The organism is Phreatobacter sp. (assembly GCF_052440005.1).
GTDB lineage: Bacteria > Pseudomonadota > Alphaproteobacteria > Rhizobiales > Phreatobacteraceae > Phreatobacter.
The window spans coordinates 34,565-50,916 of record NZ_JBQVQL010000022.1; the positions used below are offsets into that span (position 1 = coordinate 34,565).

The 16,352-nt window shown below is 68.5% G+C and carries 14 protein-coding genes; 7 read left to right on the forward strand and 7 right to left on the reverse strand.

Annotated elements, in window-relative coordinates:
- Positions 1–65 precede the first annotated feature (65 nt).
- The 3 genes from ACT6XY_RS07830 to ACT6XY_RS07840 all read right to left on the reverse strand — a co-directional run bounded on the left by ACT6XY_RS07830 (position 66) and on the right by ACT6XY_RS07840 (position 2,812).
- A complete protein-coding gene (locus ACT6XY_RS07830) occupies positions 66–1,295 on the reverse strand; it encodes an OpgC family protein (protein ID WP_444747775.1) in 1,230 nt (409 codons plus the stop codon).
- Between the two features lie 91 nt (positions 1,296–1,386).
- On the reverse strand, positions 1,387–2,286 hold the full coding sequence (locus tag ACT6XY_RS07835; RefSeq protein WP_444747776.1) for an alpha/beta fold hydrolase: 900 nt from the start codon (positions 2,284–2,286) through the stop codon (positions 1,387–1,389).
- Between the two features lie 46 nt (positions 2,287–2,332).
- The gene (locus tag ACT6XY_RS07840) at positions 2,333–2,812 is read right to left on the reverse strand and encodes an Lrp/AsnC family transcriptional regulator (protein WP_444747777.1); all 480 of its coding nucleotides are present in this window, start codon (positions 2,810–2,812) and stop codon (positions 2,333–2,335) included.
- Between the two features lie 204 nt (positions 2,813–3,016).
- Here ACT6XY_RS07840 and ACT6XY_RS07845 point away from each other — a divergent pair, with 204 nt between their 5' ends.
- The 3 genes from ACT6XY_RS07845 to ACT6XY_RS07855 all read left to right on the forward strand — a co-directional run bounded on the left by ACT6XY_RS07845 (position 3,017) and on the right by ACT6XY_RS07855 (position 5,743).
- Positions 3,017–3,655 (forward strand): 2OG-Fe(II) oxygenase, encoded by a 639-nt coding sequence (locus ACT6XY_RS07845; protein ID WP_444747778.1) that lies wholly within the window; start codon positions 3,017–3,019, stop codon positions 3,653–3,655.
- A 201-nt stretch (positions 3,656–3,856) separates the two neighbouring features.
- Positions 3,857–4,819, forward strand: a complete 963-nt coding sequence (gene trxB, locus ACT6XY_RS07850) for a thioredoxin-disulfide reductase (protein ID WP_444747779.1) — start codon at positions 3,857–3,859, stop codon at positions 4,817–4,819.
- Positions 4,820–4,852: 33 nt separating this feature from the next.
- Positions 4,853–5,743, forward strand: a complete 891-nt coding sequence (locus ACT6XY_RS07855; RefSeq protein WP_444747780.1) for a LysR family transcriptional regulator — start codon at positions 4,853–4,855, stop codon at positions 5,741–5,743.
- An 85-nt stretch (positions 5,744–5,828) separates the two neighbouring features.
- Here ACT6XY_RS07855 and ACT6XY_RS07860 read toward each other — a convergent pair whose 3' ends face one another.
- Genes ACT6XY_RS07860 through ACT6XY_RS07870 form a run of 3 tightly spaced genes read right to left on the reverse strand, consistent with a single transcriptional unit; the run spans position 5,829 to position 9,371 of the window.
- Positions 5,829–6,995, reverse strand: coding sequence for a M20 aminoacylase family protein (locus ACT6XY_RS07860; RefSeq protein ID WP_444747781.1), 1,167 nt, complete (start codon positions 6,993–6,995; stop codon positions 5,829–5,831).
- Between the two features lie 26 nt (positions 6,996–7,021).
- On the reverse strand, positions 7,022–8,185 hold the full coding sequence (locus ACT6XY_RS07865; RefSeq protein ID WP_444747782.1) for a M20 aminoacylase family protein: 1,164 nt from the start codon (positions 8,183–8,185) through the stop codon (positions 7,022–7,024).
- Between the two features lie 22 nt (positions 8,186–8,207).
- Positions 8,208–9,371 (reverse strand): M20 aminoacylase family protein, encoded by a 1,164-nt coding sequence (locus ACT6XY_RS07870; protein ID WP_444747783.1) that lies wholly within the window; start codon positions 9,369–9,371, stop codon positions 8,208–8,210.
- Positions 9,372–9,489: 118 nt separating this feature from the next.
- Here ACT6XY_RS07870 and argE point away from each other — a divergent pair, with 118 nt between their 5' ends.
- Entirely contained in the window at positions 9,490–10,653 is a 1,164-nt protein-coding gene (gene argE / locus ACT6XY_RS07875) for an acetylornithine deacetylase (RefSeq protein WP_444747784.1), read from the forward strand.
- A gap of 152 nt (positions 10,654–10,805) precedes the next feature.
- On the opposite strand, the gene ACT6XY_RS07880 is transcribed toward argE, so the two are convergent.
- Positions 10,806–11,132 carry a ComEA family DNA-binding protein gene (locus ACT6XY_RS07880; protein WP_444747785.1) on the reverse strand — a complete coding sequence of 109 codons (327 nt, stop codon included), beginning with the start codon at positions 11,130–11,132 and terminating at the stop codon, positions 10,806–10,808.
- A gap of 292 nt (positions 11,133–11,424) precedes the next feature.
- On the opposite strand from ACT6XY_RS07880, the gene ACT6XY_RS07885 reads away from it, so the two are divergent.
- The 3 genes from ACT6XY_RS07885 to ACT6XY_RS07895 all read left to right on the forward strand — a co-directional run.
- On the forward strand, positions 11,425–12,051 hold the full coding sequence (locus tag ACT6XY_RS07885) for a TetR/AcrR family transcriptional regulator (RefSeq protein WP_444747786.1): 627 nt from the start codon (positions 11,425–11,427) through the stop codon (positions 12,049–12,051).
- Positions 12,048–13,196, forward strand: a complete 1,149-nt coding sequence (locus ACT6XY_RS07890) for an efflux RND transporter periplasmic adaptor subunit (RefSeq protein ID WP_444747787.1) — start codon at positions 12,048–12,050, stop codon at positions 13,194–13,196. The genes ACT6XY_RS07885 and ACT6XY_RS07890 overlap by 4 nt, the downstream gene beginning before the upstream one ends.
- A 12-nt stretch (positions 13,197–13,208) precedes the next feature.
- Positions 13,209–16,352 (forward strand): efflux RND transporter permease subunit (locus ACT6XY_RS07895; protein ID WP_444747788.1); only part of this gene is annotated, 3,144 nt, incomplete at its 3' end.

Below are 16,352 nucleotides of genomic sequence, written 5' to 3' on the forward strand. Positions count from 1 at the left end.
GGCAGGGCCCAGGAGGACCGACAGGGCCAGAAGCGGCCCCAGGGCACGGGACGACCGGAAGGATCTCACGCCGTCTTCACCTCGCTGACGCCGGATGCGGCCTTGGCCGGCACCTTGGCTGTCGCACTCTTGTACCATTCAAGCACGGCTGCCGTGGCAAGCAAGAGGGTGATGCCGACGAAGTTCACGAGGACCTGCATCACCGGACCTCGCCCGATCTCGGTGAAGGCGAACGTGCCGAGGAGCGAGAGGATGACGCCGAAGCAGAACAGCGGCAACGAGTGCCGGCCTGCCTGTTCCAGCAGCCGGGCCGGCGCGGCGGCGAGCCAGGCGGCCGTGCGCGGCACATGGGCGGCGACGAGATAGGCGAGCGAGAGGGCGTGAGCGAAGCGCCACAGCGAGAGATTGGTCTTGTCGAGGTCGAGACGCCACTCGTCGGGCAGGACGACGCTCTCGAACCCGGCGATGACGGCCCAGGGCGCGGTGCTGACGAGGCCGAAGAGGACCACCGCGAGCGCCGCCACGGTGATGACCGGCGAGCGCGGCAGCGCGACGCCGCGCAGCACCGCCTGGCCGGCGATCAGTCCGGTGGTGAAGAGGAGCTGCCAGGCGAAGGGATTGAAGAACCAGGAGCCGCCCGTGGACATGTTGGGGATGGCGAGCTCCAGCAGCCAGGAGCCGGCGTAGAGGGCGGCGGAGGTGGCGAGCGCCAGGGCGGGCGCGATGCGGGCAAGCAGCCACAGCACCGGCAACATGGCCAGGAGAACAATGTACAGCGGCAGGATGTCCAGGTAGTTCGGCAGGAAGACCAGCGCCGCGGTCTGCAGCAGGGTCGTGGCAGGGTCCTGGAAGAAGGGCAGGATCGCGACGTGCTCGTAATAGACCGGGTTGCCGAAGCGCACGGCCATAAAGGCAACGGCAACGGCGGTGAAGACGAAAAGGCCGAGATGGGCGAGATAGAGCTTCCAGATGCGCGCGACGATCTGGGCGGTGCCGGTCACGAAGCTGCGCCGGTCCATGACCGTGCCGTAGGCGAGCGCTGCGGAGAAGCCGGCGAGCAGCACGAAATATTCGGCCGCGTCGGAAAAGCCCATGGAGGTCGGCGTGACGCGGGTGAGCACGTTGCCGGCCACGTGGTCGACGAAGATGATCAGAAGAGAGAGCCCGCGGAAGACGTCGACGCGCACGTCCCTCTCCACGCGCACCGCCGAGGCGGGTGACGCGCCGAGCCAGAACCAGGAGCCGAAGGACAGTGGAGCGGGCATGGAGACCGGGGCGGGAGGGAGACGGGGCATGGCGGATGCACGTCTGCGGTTGGACGCTGCGTCTCTACGCGCAAATCATGGCTAAAGTTTCCACAATGCGATCACGATCACCCACGGGCGATCACGACTGCGCGAGCGTCTCCACCAGCACCTCCCGGACGCGCTCGGGGCTTTCCATCGGGAAGAAATGGGTTGTGTCGGGAAGTGTTTCCACGCGCACCCGCGGGGCGACGCGGGCGATCCGCGCGGCCCCGCCATAGACCGTCGACCGGTTGCTGCCGGCGAGGATGGTGACGGGCACGCGCACGCGCCCGAGCGCGCCCCAGGGGTTCTGCGTCTGGGTGGCGAAGTTGGCGGCCTCCCACGCGGGCGCGCAGGCGAGGCGCACGCCGGCGGGATCGTCCACGAAACCGCCCTCGACATAGCCCTCGAGGAAGCCCGGCTGCCAGGAGGCGAAGGTCTTGCGCGTGCGATAGGTGGCGACAGCCTCCGCCTTTGACGGAAACACCGCGCGGCGCTTCGCCGCACCGACGGCGAGGTCGAAGCGGCGCATGCGGGCGGCGCCCCACGGCGTGCGCGCGAAGAGCCAGAGCCAGGGGTGCATCATGACGGGGTCCAGGAGGACGAGCGAGCGGACCCGCGCCGGCCGCCGCGCCGCCGCGATGAGGGCCGCGACCGAGCCCATGGAATGGCCGGCGAGCACGGGCGGGCGGGCACCGTCCGGCACGATGCGGTCGAGGACCTCGACGAGGTCGTCCGCATAGGCGTTCCAGTTGGTCATCCGCTCCGGGTCCGCCGGGAGGGTGGAGAGGCCGTGGCCGCGCATGTCGAGGGCGACGATGCTGCGATCGGCCGCGAGCGGCGCGAGCAGCGGCCCGTAGGTGGCGGCGTTGAAGCCGTTGGCATGGAGGAAGACGAGATCAGGCGGCATGCGCTCCGCCCCCCAGCGCAGCCCGGACATGGCGCCGTCCGTCAGGGTGACCATCAGGCGATCGCCGGGTTCGGCCAGGGTCGTGGTCATGATGCCATCCGCAATGCTCGTGCCCTGCCCTCTCGCAGCGCCGCCCCTAGTCGGCGGGCGCGATCTCGAGGGGAACTGCCGCCTCGTCCTTCACCTGGCCGAGGGTGAGGACCGTGCGCACGTTGCGCACGTTCGGGGTGGCGGTCAGATCGGAGACGAAATGCTGGAAGCTCGCGAGATCGGGCGCGACGCATTTCATGACGAAGTCGAAATCGCCCGATACCGTGTGGCACTCGCGGATCACGGGCCAGTGGCGGACCTTTTCGGCGAAGGCGTTGAGGTCGGCCTCGGCCTGGCTCGCCAGGTGGACCATGGCGAAGACGGTGACGCCGTAGCCGAGCTTCTCGGCCGCGAGCAGCGCGCGATAGCCGCGGATGACGCCCATCTCCTCGAGCGCGCGCACGCGCCTGAGACAGGGCGGCGCGGAAATCCCGACCCGGCTCGCCAGTTCCACATTGGTCATGCGTCCGTCGGCCTGGAGTTCCCTCAGGATCTTCCAGTCGATGGCGTCCAGGCGGGCCTTCACGGGGGCACGTCTCCACTGTGGCGGCAGGTTGCAGCGCGGTATCCGCCGGATAGCCCAGCCCCCCTCGCCACGCAACAAAATTTCGCCGCATCGGCCCGTCACGACAGGATCGCGAGACGGTGCGCCGGCGTCGTTCGCGCGTGGACAGCACCCCCGGTCCCGGCCATATAACGTCGACGTGTTGAAAGACTCTGCGAGGCCCTGATGAGCTTTATCGATATGGAGCGCCTGCGCGCGACCCCGCTCGAAACCGTCCCCTACGACTACCTGGTGGTGCCCAACTTCGTCCGGGCCGACCGCCTGCAGGACGTCCTCAAGGACTATCCGGACGTTCCCGGCCCGGGCTCGCATCCGCCGGCCGTGCTCGACATCCGCGGGGACTTCAAGGCGCTGATGGATGAACTCGACCAGGAGCCGTTCCGGAAGGCGATCGAGGAGAAGTTCGGCGTCGACCTGACGGGGCGGCCGACCATGTACACGGTGCGTGGCTTCACCCGGGCGACGGACGGCAAGATCCACACCGATTCCGAGACCAAGATCATCACCGTCCTTCTCTACATGAACGACGCCTGGGATTCGGACGGCGGCCGCCTGCGCGTCCTCAACAACGGCACCGACCTCAACGACTACGCCGCGGAAATCCCGCCGGACGGCGGCACGCTCCTCGTGTTCAAGCGCTCCGACAAGTCCTGGCACGGCCACGAGCCCTTCGCCGGCAAGCGCCGCGCCATCCAGATGAACTGGGTGACGAGCCAGGCCGTGGTCGACCACGAACAGGGTCGCCACGCCCGGTCCAGCCGATTCAAGAAGTTCATCCGGATGATCACCGGAAAGGCGGCCTGATCCGCAGGAGATGCATCGCAGCCCGCCCCGCGGGTATCGCCTTGCGATGCATCCCATTCAGATTTGTGAGGATTTCCATCAACGCATTTCGTTGAGAACGCCAAGAAGTCGCAGGAATGAGCCTTGCGCCATGCGCATGGCTGTTCCAGATTGCCGGTCCGCAGGGAACTTTTTTCCACCCCCATCCCGCGGCTGGACATCATGGGTATCCACAGCGAGCGCGTCGTCATCATCGGTTCCGGCCCGGCCGGATATACGGCCGCGATCTACGCGGCCCGTGCCATGCTGAAGCCGGTGCTGATCCAGGGCATCCAGCCCGGCGGGCAGCTCACCATCACCACCGATGTCGAGAACTATCCCGGCTTCGCCGACGTCATCCAGGGCCCCTGGCTCATGGAGCAGATGGAGAAGCAGGCGGCCCATGTGGGCACCCGCATCGTCTCCGACCACGTCGCCTCGGTCGACCTGAAGCAGCGACCCTTCCGCATCACCTGCGAGTCCGGCGACGTCTACGAGGCGGAATCGCTCATCATCTGCACCGGCGCGCAGGCAAAGTGGCTTGACCTGCCCTCGGAGCAGAAGTTCCGCGGCTTCGGCGTCTCGGCCTGCGCCACCTGCGACGGCTTCTTCTACCGCAACAAGGAAGTCCTGGTCGTCGGCGGCGGCAACACCGCGGTCGAGGAATCGCTGTTCCTGACCAATTTCGCCTCGAAGGTGACGGTGGTCCACCGCCGCGACGCCTTCAAGGCCGAGCGCATCCTCCAGGAGCGCCTCTTCGCCCACCCCAAGATCGAGGTGGTGTGGGACAGCGCACTGGACGAGGTGATCGGCCGCGACGACCCGACCGCCGTCACGCGAGTCAGGCTGAAGAACGTCAAGACCGGCGAGACGCAGGAGCGCCCCGTCGACGGCGTCTTCATCGCCATCGGCCATGCCCCGGCCGTCGAACTCTTCGAGGGTCAGCTCCGCAAGAAGCCGTCCGGCTACCTGTGGACCGCCCCCGATTCCACCGCCACCGACGTTCCCGGCGTCTTCGCCGCCGGTGACGTCACCGACGACACCTACCGCCAGGCGGTCACCGCCGCCGGCATGGGATGCATGGCCGCCCTCGAAGCCGAACGGTTTCTCGCCCACCACGCGACGATCCGCCAAGCCGCCGAATAAGACGGACAGAGCAGCCGGCTCCGGGAGACAGTGATGGACTGGGACAAGCTGAGGATTTTCCACGCCGCCGCAGCGGCCGGAAGCTTCACGCACGCGGCCGATACGCTGGGACTGTCCCAGTCGGCGGTCTCACGCCAGGTGTCCTCGCTCGAGCAGGACCTGAAGGTCCCTCTCTTCCACCGCCACGCCCGCGGCCTCGTTCTCACCGAGCAGGGCGAGCTTCTCTACCACACGGCGCAAGACGTGCTGATGAAGCTCGAGAGCGCCAAGATCAAGCTGACCGATTCGAAGGAGCGGCCGAACGGCGAGCTGAAGGTGACGACCACGGTCGGCCTGGGCACGGCCTGGCTCGCCCCCCGGCTCGGCGAATTCCTCGACCTCTACCCCGACATCCAGATCAAGATGATCCTCACCGACGAGGAACTCGACCTGTCGATGCGCGAGGCCGACGTCGGCATTCGCGTGCGCCAGCCGGTGCAGCCCGACCTCATCCAGCGCAAGCTCTTCCAGATCAAGTTCCACGCCTTCGCCTCGTCCGACTACCTGAAGCGGCACGGCTCGCCGAAGAACGCGACGGAGCTCGACGGCCACCGCATCCTCGCCTTCGGCGGGCGGGCGCCGAACTACATGCAGAACGTCACCTGGCTGTCGACGGCCGGTCGCAACGGCATGGCGCCGCGCTCTTTCGCCATGACGATCAACAACATCTCGGGTCTGGTGGCGGCGGTGGAGAACGGCATCGGCGTCGCCGTGCTGCCGGTCTATCTCATCCGCGACGGGTCGGGCCTGGTGCAGATTCTCGATGACGAGGAGATGCCGGTGCTCGATGCCTGGTTCGTCTATCCGGAAGAGCTGAAGTCGGTCGCCCGCGTGCAGGTGTTCCGCGACTTCCTGGTCTCCAAGGCCTCTCGCTGGCCGGGCTGAGCCCCCCCGTCACGATGCCCACCATCGTCCGGCAGCTTCGGCGGGGCGCCTTCCAGTGCGGAAGGCGCCCCGCCCTTTTACGGGTTCAGGCCGCGAGACGGCTCTCGACGAGCTTTGCCCAGTAGCTCATGCCGATGGGGATGATCTCGTCATTGAAGTCATAGGCCGGGTGGTGGACGGAGGCCGTGTCGCCCTGGCCGATGAAGATGAAGGCGCCGGGGCGGGCCTCGAGCATGAAGGAGAAGTCCTCGCCGCCCATCACCGGCACGGTGTCGCGGTTGACGCCGTCCTCGCCGACCACCGAAGCCGCGGCGTCGCCGGCGAACACGGCGTTCTCGGCGTGGTTCCGGGTCACCGGATAGTCGCGGTAGTAGGTGAGCTTGGCGGTGCCGCCATAGACAGCTGCCGTGCCCTCGACGACGGCATGCAGGCGCTTCTCGACGAGGTCGCGCATTTCCGGGGTGAGCGTGCGCACCGTGCCGAGCAGCGTCGCCGTCTGCGGAATGACGTTGTCGGTGAAGCCGGCGTTGAAGGCGCAGATGGAGACGACGGCGTTGCCGAGCGGGTCGACGTTGCGCGAGACGATGGACTGCACCGCGTTGACGATCTGCGAGGCGATGAGGATCGTGTCGATGGACTGATGCGGACGCGCGGCATGGCCGCCCTTGCCCTCGACGTCGATCTGGATGCGGTCGGCAGCCGCCATGAGCGGGCCGGCGCGTAGCGCGAACTTGCCGACCGGCAGGCCCGGCGCGTTATGCATCCCGTAGACCTCCTGGATGCCGAAGCGGTCCATCATGCCGTCGTTGACCATCTCGCGGCCGCCGCCGCCGCCCTCTTCCGCCGGCTGGAAGATCACGGCCACCGTGCCGTCGAAGTTGCGCGTCTCGGCGAGGTACTTGGCGGCGCCCAGCAGCATGGCGGTGTGGCCGTCATGGCCGCAGGCGTGCATCTTCCCCGGAACCTTCGAGGCGTGCGGCAGGCCGGTGATCTCGCTGAGCGGCAGCGCGTCCATGTCCGCGCGGAGCCCGATCACCTTGCCCGAGCCGGTGTTGCGGCCCTTGATGATGCCGACGACGCCGGTCTGGCCGATGCCGGTGACGACCTCGTCGCAGCCGAACTCGCGCAGCTTGTCGGCGACGACGCCGGCGGTGCGGTGCACGTCGAACATCAGCTCGGGATGCTCGTGGAGGTCGCGGCGCCAGGCGGTCACCTCGTCGTGGAGGGCGGAAATGCGGTTGACGATGGGCATGGTGGTCTCCGGGAAGGCGACGCCGGTCAGGCCGGCAGGCGGGTCTCGACGAGTTTGGCCCAATAGCTCATGCCGATGGGAAGAATTTCGTCGTTGAAATCGTAGGAGGGGTGGTGGAGGCCAAAGGCCCCGCCCTGGCCGATGCCGATCATGCAGCCCGGCCGCTCCTCCAGCATGAAGGCGAAGTCCTCGCCGCCCATGGCCGGGTCGACGTCGCGCCAGACTGCGGCCTCGCCGAGCACGGAGGCCGCGGCGCGCGCGGCATGGCCGGATTCGGCCGCCGTGTTCATCACGCTCGGGCAGGCGCGCTCATAGGTCAGGGTGGCGGTGGCGCCGAAGGTCGCCGCGACGCCGGCGACGATCTGGTGCAGCCGCTCCTCGACCAGGTCCTGGACCGCCTTCGACAGCGTGCGAACCGTGCCGCGCAATTCCGCATTCTGCGGGATGACGTTGAAGGCCGAGCCCGCATCGACATGGCAGAGGGAGATGACGGCATTGGCGAGCGGATCGACGTTGCGTGCCGCGACCGACTGGGCCGCGGCGATGACATGGGCGGCGACGAGCACGGTGTCGACGGCCAGGTGAGGCCGCGCCGCGTGGCTGCCCTTGCCTTCGATGGCGATGCGGATCCAGTCGACGGCGGCGCTGGCGGCGCCGGAAATGACCGAGATCGTTCCGACCGGGTCCTGGCTGTTGTGCATGCCATAGACCTCTTGGATGCCGAAGCGGTCCATCAGGTCGTCGGCGATCATGGCGCGGGCGCCATGACCCCCCTCCTCATCGGGCTGGAAGATCAGGACCGCGGTGCCGTCGAAGTTGCGGGTCTCGGCGAGGTATTTCCCGGCGCCGAGCAGCATGGCCATGTGCCCGTCATGGCCGCAGGCGTGCATCTTGCCCGGCACCGTGGAGGCATGGTCCGCGCCGCTGGTCTCGTGGATGGGAAGCGCGTCCATGTCGGACCGCAGCCCGACAACCCGGCCCGAGGTCGTCCGCGCGCCGCGGATGATGCCGACGACGCCGGAGTGGCCGATGCCGGTGATCACCTCGTCGCAGCCGAAGTCCCTGAGCTTCGCCGCGACCAGCGCCGAGGTCCGCGGCAGGTCGAAGCCGAGCTCCGGGTGGCGATGGAGGTCCTGCCGCCAGCCGGCGACCTCCTCGTGCAATGCGGCGATGCGGTTGACGATCGGCACCCTGGTCTCCGGTGGCAGGCGGTCAGGCCGGCATGCGGGTTTCGACGAGGCGGGCCCAATAGCTCATGCCGATGGGGAGGATCTCGTCGTTGAAGTCATAGGCGGGATGATGGACGCCGAATTCGCCGCCCTGGCCGATGCCGATCATGCAGCCGGGCCGCTCCTCCAGCATGAAGGAGAAGTCTTCGGCGCCCATGGTCGGCGGCTTGTCGCGGCGCACGAGGCCCTCGCCGACGATGGAGGCGGCCACCGCCGCGGCATGCTCGGCCTCGGCGGCGTGGTTCACCACCATCGGGCAGCCGTAGGTGTAGGTGAAGGTCGCCTTGGCGCCGTAGCTTTCGGCCGTCATCTCGACCACCTGCTGCAGCCGCTGCGCGACGAGGGTCTGGATGTCCTTGGTGAGCGTGCGCACCGTGCCGAGCAGTTCCGCCGTCTGCGGGATGACGTTGTTGGCATGGCCGGCATTGAAGGCGCAGATCGACACGACGGCCGAGCCCAGGGGATCGATGTTGCGGGCGACGACGGACTGCACGGCGATGATGATCTGGGCGGCGACGAGGACCGTGTCGACAGCCAGATGGGGCTTCGCCGCATGGCCGCCCTTGCCCTCGACGAGGATGTGGATCTTGTCGGCCGCCGCGCTGGTCGGCCCGGGGCGGACCGCGAGGGTGCCGGCGGGGTCGAGGTTGTTGTGCATGCCGTAGACCTCCTGGATGCCGAAGCGCTCCATCAGGCCGTCGGCCACCATTTCGCGGGCGCCGCCGCCGCCCTCCTCCGCCGGCTGGAAGATGAGCGCGACGGTGCCGTCGAAGTTGCGGGTCTCGGCGAGGTATTTCGCCGCACCCAGCAGCATCGCCATGTGGCCGTCATGGCCGCAGGCGTGCATCTTTCCCGGCACGGTGGAGGCATGGGGAAGGCCGGTGATCTCGGTCATCGGCAGCGCGTCCATGTCCGAACGCAGGCCGATCACCTTGCCGGACGTCGTCCTGGCCCCGCGGATGAGGCCGACGACGCCGGTGCGGCCGATGCCGGTGACCACCTCGTCGCAGCCGAAGGTGCGCAGCTTGTCCGCCACGATGGCGGAGGTGCGCGGCAGGTCGAAGAGCAGTTCGGGATGCTGGTGGAAGTCGCGGCGCCACGCCGTGGCTTCCTCATGCAGCCCGGCAATCCGGTTCACGATGGGCATGGATGCGTTCCGAGGGGAGAAAGACCCACAGAACCGGAGCCCGGGCGGCGGGTCAACCGGGCTGCCATGCGGTCGGCTCCTCTTGACGCGCATGGCTCCTGTCGGCTCCCTCGGTCCCATGACACTCACCAGCATCGAACTTCTCGAACGCCTCGTCGGCTTCCCCTCGGTGTCCGACGCCAGCAACCTCGATCTCGTCGCCTTCATCGGCGAGTACCTGACCGCGCACGGCGTCGCCTACGAGGTGATCCACCAGCCCGACGGCCGCAACGCCAACATCTGGGCGACGGTCGGCCCGCGCATCGACGGCGGCGTCGTGCTCTCGGGCCATCTCGACGTGGTGCCGGTGGAAGGCCAGCCCTGGACCTCGGACCCGTTCACCCTGACGCCGAAGGGCGACAGGTTTTACGGCCGCGGCACCTGCGACATGAAGGGGTTCGACGCCTGCGTGCTGGCGGCGGTGCCGGCCATGGTCGCCGCCGACCTGAAGCGGCCGATCCACATCTGCCTCACCGCCGACGAGGAGATCCGCATGGACGGCGCCCGCGCCGTCATTTCCCGGCTGGGCAAGGACTGGACGCGGCCCTCGCTCTGCATCGTCGGCGAGCCGAGCCGCATGAAGGTGGTCACCGGCCACAAGGGCTACATGCGCATCGACACCCATGTGCGCGGCCACGAGGTCCATTCCTCCAACCGCTATGCCGGCGTCTCCGCCATCTTCGTCGCCGCCCGCCTCGTCAGCTGGATCGAGGAGCGCGACCTCAAGAACAAGGCCGAGGCCGAGGCGAATGGCGGCGCGCCCTATTTCGACCCCGGCTGGACCATGCTGCATGTCGGCACCCTGTCGGGCGGCACGGCGCACAACATCACCGCGCTGGACTGCCACTTCGTCACCGGCATCCGCGTCGTGCCGGGCGACGACGGCATGCGCTACGTCAGGGAATACCAGGACTTCGTCCGCCGCGAGATCGAACCGGCGATGAAGGCGGTGCATCCCGACGCCGGCGTGAACATCACCTGGCGGGTCGGCGGCGAGCCGCTGGTGCGAGAGGAGGATGGCGAGGCCGAGCGCCTCGCGCGCCGGCTCACCGGCGACAACGGCATCCAGGTGGTGCCCTACGGCGCCGAGGCGGGCCTGTTCCAGGCGGCCGGCATTTCCACCGTCATCTGCGGCCCGGGCGACATCGCGCAGGCGCACCAGCCCGACGAGTGGGTCGAGGTGTCCGAACTTGCCAAATGCGACGCCTTCATCGCCGGCGTGATCCGCGAGTGCTCGGCCTGAGGGAGGCACCGGGACGGCTTCCCCTGCACGGATCACGTACGTCCTTCGTCAGGAGGCGAGCCTCGAAGGACGCACTCGGGTCGTGCAGGCAATCACCGAATTACGACCGCACCGCCCGCGCCTCCCGGCGCGGACGGTGACGAGCCTGCGGATCAGCGCTGGCGGGCGATGATGCGCGCCTGGATGCCGTCATAGACGCCCTGCGGCACGATGTTCTTGCGGACCAGCTCGTCCTTGCCGCGGTAGGGCCGGCCGGCGATGATCGCGCGGGCCCGAGCCTCGCCGATGCCCGGCAGCACGCGCAATTCGGCCTCGGTCGCCGAGTTGATGTCGATGAGGGCCGCGGCCGGGGTCGTCGCGGCAGGTGCCGGCGTCGTCGCGGGGGCCGTGGGCCGGGTCGCCGGCTGGGTCGCGGTCTGGGCCATGGCGGCGGTGCCGGCGAGAGCGAGGGAGGCGGCGAGCATCAGGGTCTTCAGCATGGGCGTGTCCTTCCGTGGTGCCGGTTCCAGGGGGCCTCGCAACGCTGCGCCGCTCCTGCCGACCATGCGAGGTCACCATCCGTTGATGGCGCATGCAAGACGGCTTTTCGCTGCGACCGTGTTCCTGCGATGAACGCCGGCCGAACATGCCGTTGAGGCATCCGTCAGAAGCCACATCCGACGGGCGCTGCCTTACGGGCGGTCTTATAAAAATGAATGTTCATTCTCTTTTTTGTTGCAGTGCGTTTCGCCCTGCCCTATGGAGACTGCGCCCCGAGGATCGCCCGTCGCCATGCCGCGGATCGACATAGCCCAACGCATCGACCGCAAGACGGCCATCCTCGACGCCGCCGAGCGCTGTTTCGTGCGCTCCGGCTTCCACGGCACCTCGATGAGCGAGATCTGCGCCGAGGCCGGGATGAGCCCGGGCAACCTCTATCGCTATTTCCCCTCGAAGGAGGCGATGATCGAGGGTCTGTGCGAGCGCGACTTCGCCGAGGTCGGCGAGGGTTTCGCCGCCCTCGCCCAGGCCCCCGACATCTGGGGCGCCTTCGAGGCGCTCGCCCGCTTCCACATGATCGAGGAGCCGCGCGAGAGCTGCCAGCTCTGGGTCGAGATCATGTCGGAGGCGACGAGAAATCCGCAGATCGGCGCGCTCCGTAAGAAGATAGACGCATTCATCGAGGCCAAGATGCGCTTTGCGATGGATGTGGCCCGCGACCGCGGCCAGACCCATCCCGGGGCTGATCTGGAACGTGCCGTGCAGTTCCTCATCACCTTCGCCGACGGACTCATGCTGCGCCGCGCCCGCGATACCCGCTTCGATCCCGAGCCGCATGTCGCACTGATGTTCACCATCCTGCGTTCCATGCTGCTGCCACCCGCCACGCCGGCCGATGATAGGCTGATAACACCATGACCGCCCCCGCCCGCACCTTCCTTCTCGTCGGCATCCTCGCAGGCGCCCTGGCCGGGGCTGCGGCCGCCCAGTCGGTGGCGCCCGCCATCACGGTGGCCGCCGCCTCGCGCACCGAGCTGCGCGAGACGGTGATCGTCACCGGCTCCTTCGTCGCCCGCGACGAGGTCATGGTGTCGCCCGAGGTCGACGGACTGACCATCGTCGAGATCATGGCCGAGGAAGGCGACAAGGTCTCGGCCGGCCAGGTGCTGGCGCGACTCAACCGCGAGATGCTGGACGTGCAGCTCGCCCAGAACGCCGCCCAGATCAGCCGTGCCGAGGCCGCCATCGCCCAGGCGCGCGCCTCGATCGTGGAAGCCACCTCCGCGCGCACCCTCGCCCAGCAGCAGCTCGAGCGCACCCAGCAGCTCCAGCGCAGCGGCGCATCGACCGCCGACGCCCTCGACCAGCGGACCAGTGCCGCCCGCACCGCCGGCGCCCGGGTCGAATCCGCGACCAACGCCCTCGCCCTCGCCGAAGCCGATCTCGTGCTCGCCCGCGCCCAGCGCCGGGACATCGAGCTGCGCATCGCCCGCACCGAGATCAAGGCCAAGGTCGGCGGCACCATTTCCCGCCGCACGGCCCGTCTCGGGGCCCTCGCGGCGGCGGCCGGCGATCCGCTCTTCCGCATCATCGCCGACTCCGAGGTCGAGCTCGAGGCCGACGTGCCGGAGACGACGCTCGCCCGCATGCGTCCCGGCCAGCCGGCGACGGTCGAGGCGGCGGGCTATGACAAGCCCTTCGCCGGCACGGTCCGTCTCGTGGCGCCGGAGGTCAACCGCACCAACCGGCTCGGCCGCGTCCGCGTCACCCTCACCGCCGACGAGCGGCCGCCGCTCGGCGCCTTCGGACGCGCCACGGTCGAGGTCGCCCGCTCGACCGGGCTCACCGTGCCGCTCTCGGCGGTGATGTTCGGGCCGACCAGCACCATCCAGGTCGTGAAGAACGGCGTGGTCGAGACCCGCGAGGTCGTGGTCGGCCTGCGCGCCCAGGGCCGCGTCGAGATCCGCGGCGGCATCGCGGAGGGCGACGAGGTCGTGGTGGTCTCGGGAAGCTTCGTCCGCAACGGCGACCGGGTCACCCCGGTCGCGGCCACCCAGCGCTGAGGAGGCCGGGTCATGTCCTCCTTCAACATCTCCGCCTACTCGATCCGCCAGCCGGTCCCCTCGATCGTGCTGTTCATCGTGCTCTGCTTCCTCGGCTGGATGAGCTACAACAACCTGCCGATCACGCGCTTTCCCAACATCGACGTGCCGCTCATCCAGATCCGGGTGACGCAGGCAGGCGCGGCGCCGGCCGAGCTCGAAAGCCAGATCTCCAAGCGTGTCGAGGACGCGGTCGCCAACATCACCGGCGTCAAGAACGTCATCTCGAACCTGACCGACGGCCAGTCCTCGACCGTGGTCGAGTTTCGCCTGGAGGTGAACACCGACCGGGCGCTGAACGACGTCAAGGACGCCATCGCCAAGATCCGCGCCGATCTGCCGCGCAACATCGACGAGCCGATCATCGAGAGGCTCGACATCGAGAACCAGGCCATCATGACGGTGGCCGTCGCGGCCCCCGCCAAGACGTTGGAGCAGCTCTCCTGGTTCGTCGACGACACGGTGAAGCGCGAGCTGCAGGGGCTGCGCGGCATCGGCCGCATCAGCCGCAACGGCGGCGTGCTGCGTGAGATCCGCGTCGCCCTCGATCCCAACAGGCTGATGGCGCTCGGCATCACCGCCGGCGACGTGAACAGGCAGCTGCGCGCCACCAACGTCGACCTCGCCGGCGGCCAGGGCGACATTGGCGGCCAGCAGCAGTCGATCCGCACGCTCGCCGGCGCCCAGACGGTGGAGGAACTCGCCGCCACCCGGATCGTGCTCCCGGGCGGGCGACAGGTCGTGCTCTCCGACCTCGGCACCGTGACCGATCTCTACGAGGAGCCGAAGAGCTTCACCCGCCTCAACGGCGAGACCCCGACGGTGGCCTTCCAGGTCTTCCGCTCGAAGGGCGCCTCGGACGTGCGCGTCGCCGCCCTCGCCCGGGCCAAGATCAACGAGCTGCGCACGGCGCATCCCAACATCACCTTCACCGAGATCGACAATTCGGTGAACTACACGGCCGGCAACCACACCTCGGCCATGACCATGCTGCTGGAAGGCGCCGGCCTCACGGTCATCGTCGTCTTCCTGTTCCTGCGTGACTTCCGCGCCACGATCATCTCGGCGGTGGCCCTGCCGCTGTCCATCATCCCGACCTTCTGGGTAATGGACATGCTCGGCTTCTCGATGAATCTCGTGTCCCTGCTGGCGGTCATCCTCGTCACGGGCATCCTCGTCGACGACGCCATCGTCGAGATCGAGAACATCGTCAGACACATGAAGATGGGCAAGTCGCCCTACCGCGCCTCGATGGAGGCGGCGGACGAGATCGGTCTCGCGGTCATCGCGATCTCGCTGACCATCGTCGCCGTCTTCGCGCCGGTGTCGTTCATGGGCGGCATCGCCGGCCAGTACTTCAAGCAGTTCGGCCTCGTGGTGGCCATCGCGGTGCTGTTCTCGCTGCTGGTGGCACGCTTGATAACACCCATGCTGGCGGCCTATTTCCTCAGGCCCCACGAACACAAGGAAGCCCGTGACGGCGTCCTCATGCGCGCCTACTTGCGCTTCCTGTCGGGCACGATCCGCTTCCGCTACCTCACGCTGCTCGCCGGCATCGGCGTCTTCGCGGTGTCGATCTGGGCGGTGAAGTTCCTCCCCACGGGCTTCATCCCGTTCCCGGACGAGGCGCGCTTCGTCATCTCCATGGAACTGCCGCCAGGCTCGACCCTGGAGGACACGCGGGCACGCTCCGACCAGCTCGCCAAGCTCATCCGCGAGAAGACGCCGGAGGTGGAATCGGTCCTGGTCATCGGCGGCTCCAACCCGGTGGGCACGCTGGAAATCCGCCGCGCCACGGTCATCGTGCGCCTGGTCCACAAGACCAAACGCGAGCGCAAGCAGCGGCAGATCCAGCAGGCGACCTCGCCGCTCTTCACCCAGATCCCGGATATCCGCGCCTGGTACGTCAACGACCGCGGCGAGCGCGAGCTGTCGATCATCGTGCGCGGCGACAATGCGGCGAACCTGTCGAAGGCGGTCGCCTCGCTGGAAGCCGAGATGCGCCAGCTTCCGGGCTTCGTGAACGTCGCCGCCACCGCCGGCCTCGACCGGCCGGAGATCCGCGTCGTGCCGAAGACGGACGAGGCGGCCCGCTACGGCATCACCACCGACCAGATCTCGGAAGCCGTGCGCATCGCCACGATCGGCGACGTGGCGGCGAACCTCGCCAAGTTCAACGCGGGGGACAGGCTGGTGCCGATCCGCGTGCAGCTCGACACGGACGCCCGCGCCCGCCTCGACATCCTCTCTGCGCTGACGGTGACCACGCCGTCCGGCCAGCAGGTGCCGCTGACCGCGGTGGCCGACATCACCTTCGGCCAGGGCCCCTCCTCGATCGAGCGCTACAACCGGGTGCGCCGGGTGAACATCGGCACCGATCTCGGCCGCGGCCTCGAAATCGGTCCGGCGCTCGAGCAGGTCTTCGCCCTGCCGGCAGCCCGCAACCTGCCTGCCGGTGTGTCGTTCCAGCGTGGCGGCGACGCCGAGGTCATGGAGGAGGTCTTCCAGGGCTTCGCGGTCGCCATGGGCACGGGTCTGCTCATGGTGCTCGGCGTGCTCGTGCTGCTGTTCCACTCGGTTTTCCAGCCGCTGACCATCCTCATGTCGCTGCCGCTCTCCCTCGGTGGCGTCATCATCGCGCTGCTGCTCACCAACAACGCGATCTCCATGCCGGTGGTCATCGGCATCCTCATGCTGATGGGCATCGTCACCAAGAACGCGATCATGCTGGTCGACTTCGCGGTGGAGAAAACGCGGGAGGGCATGCCGCGCCGCGAGGCGATCCTCGACGCCGGCCGCAAGCGCGCCCGTCCGATCATCATGACCACCCTCGCCATGGGCGCGGGCATGATCCCGCCGGCTCTCGGCGCGGGCGACGGCGGCGAGTTCCGCGCGCCGATGGCCATCGCGGTGATCGGCGGCCTGCTGGTGTCGACCGTGCTCAGCCTCGTCTTCGTCCCGTCATTCTACACGGTGATGGATGACGTCGGCCGCATCTTCGGCTGGATCTTCGGCCGCTTCGTCGGCCCGACCGACGAGCCCGACGCGGCGACCGCCGGCCATGGCGGGCACGGCGCGCCGCCGCTGCTGCTGCCGGCCGACGCCCCGCCTCCCGGC